Source organism: Paenarthrobacter sp. NPDC091669, assembly GCF_044756725.1.
In the GTDB taxonomy this organism is placed as follows: domain Bacteria; phylum Actinomycetota; class Actinomycetes; order Actinomycetales; family Micrococcaceae; genus Arthrobacter; species Arthrobacter bambusae_C.
In genome coordinates, this window is record NZ_JBIVTK010000025.1 from 1 (window position 1) to 1565 (window position 1565).

General features: G+C 67.9%; 1 protein-coding gene. It reads right to left on the reverse strand.

Annotated elements, in window-relative coordinates; genetic code table 11:
- On the reverse strand, nt 1-1538 hold a 1538-nt coding region (locus tag ACIQLI_RS22455; protein WP_400392636.1), incomplete at its 3' end, for a DUF6531 domain-containing protein.
- Nucleotides 1539-1565: the final 27 nt, after the last annotated feature.

Genomic DNA, 1565 nt, shown 5'->3' on the forward strand with positions numbered 1-1565 from the left:
GTCAAAGACACCAGATTCGAATGCACGTCATAAGCCATGGACTGGCGCCGGTCCTCCGCATCCAACACCCCCACCAGACGGCCCTTGCCATCAGCAACCCAGGAATTCGACCGGGACCCGTCCTCATCCGAAACCACCGTGACCCGGCCCGGTAAATACGCGAACCTCGTCCGCCGCCCATGCTGAGTGACCTGCAAAACCACCCGGCCGGCCTCGTCATACGTGTTTTCGGCCTCCACCACACCCGCAGCAGACACCACCGAACCGATCAGGCCGGCCTCGTTCCACCCATACGTACGGGTGCCGGTCTCCGTGCCGACGGTGACCAACCGGCCCTCGGCGTCGTACCCGTACTGGACCCGGCGCCCATCCGATGAACGAACCACGCCCACCAGCCCGTCGACGTAGTCGATCTCCACGAACCGGCCCCGCACATGCACCAACCGGTTAACCGTCCCCGACCCACCGCCGTCGATACCTTCTTGGCGGTGGGCGGAGATGGTCCGGCCGGGCCCGGCCCCGGTCCCGAGCCACACCCCGGCAGTGGTGTAAGCCCACCAAGCGCCCTGGTTATCGGCCACGACCAACACCTCAGTGACACCTGTAGGTACCGAGGACAGCTCCGCCAACCACGGTGTGCCGGCATCTTCGCGGGCGAGCCAGTAATTCTCGCCGACCGCACGGGCCCAACCCGCACCCTCGCGGGGGAAGTCCACCGCCCGCCCGTCGGCCATCACCCACCGGCAACCCTCATCAGTGATCACCAGGTGCTGATCCAGCACCGAGGCCCACCCCGGACCGAACACCCCAACAGTGTCCAGGCCCGAGCCGAGGGAGTTATACATCCTTGTGACCGCCAGGTCAGCGGCCGCCCCGGCGAACCCCAGATCCGTTTCCGGTTCAATAAAGTTACCCGTGGCCGTGTTCACCGGATCATTCGCGTACCCGGACGAGGGCATCGCCCCCGCCGCCGTGGGCGGGTCAATGACCAGGCCCGTCCGGTTCGCCGAAACCCCGGCCGCGGCCAACGCCTCGTTCACCGCCGCATCCGAGAGGGTCGAGACCGCGCCCTCAGCACCGGCGGCAGCGAACGCGTCCGCGACCACCACCGCCCACCCCGCGTCCGCCTCGTTCAACCGCAAATACTGCCGGAACGCGCTCACCACACCAGCAGCGTCGATCCGGCCCCACCCGCACCGGTCCGCGAACGAAGACAACTCCCCCTCCAAGGACCCCGGCACCGACGCAATCCCCTCATCCAGGCCACGGGAACCCGCCGCGAAACTCCGCAACGACTCCGGACGCGCCGAGGACACCCCGCCCCCGTACCCGCCACCCGGGCCAGGGGTCTCCCGCGACCCCGACGCCGGGGCTTCGGACGGGAACGACGGCGCGTTCCCGGGCTCCATATTCGGACGCGCTTCCTCACCCCAAAGGCTGTCACCAAACTGCTCAAGCCAGTTGCGGTTGTTATGCCGCCGCACCCACTCGTTGTTCTGCCGACGCCGGTCATCCTCGTCCCGCGCCTCGGAAATCATGGTCCCCACATACCCGGCCACCGTCCG